A 391-nucleotide genomic window follows, 5' to 3' on the forward strand; every position below is an offset into this window, starting at 1 on the left:
AAATGTAGTTTGAAAAATATACTGAGTCTGTTCGTAAAATGTTCGTAATCTCGCCCAGCCCAAAAGAGTCACTAATTGATAAAACCCATTCTATTGGATAATAGTAATTTGCAATCGAATGGGTAAAATAAACAGTGAGTATTTTTAAGTAAAATCGAAATTACTATTTAGCAGGGATAGCGAATGAACAATCGTTTACAGTGGCCCCGTCGTGTCATATTACTGGTTTTTTTAGCGCTTGCTTACCCTATTCTAAGTCATGGAGTTGATATGTTTGGTTGGTTTAAAAAAAAGGAAGTCTTTTTAAGCTCAGAAGTTAATGGTGTTATTACCAAAAATGGTAATCCAGTGGCTAATTTAGAGGTGACGCGTTCATTAATGTATATTGATG

Annotated in this window: 1 pseudogene; it reads left to right on the top strand. The window is 34.0% G+C overall.

The window, feature by feature from the left end:
* Nucleotides 1-183: 183 nt before the first annotated feature.
* Nucleotides 184-391 (top strand): annotated as a pseudogene (locus H5125_RS21840) (hypothetical protein); the annotation flags it as partial.

The sequence above is a fragment of the Shewanella sp. SR44-4 genome, from assembly GCF_014163715.1.
Taxonomy (GTDB): Bacteria; Pseudomonadota; Gammaproteobacteria; order Enterobacterales; family Shewanellaceae; genus Shewanella.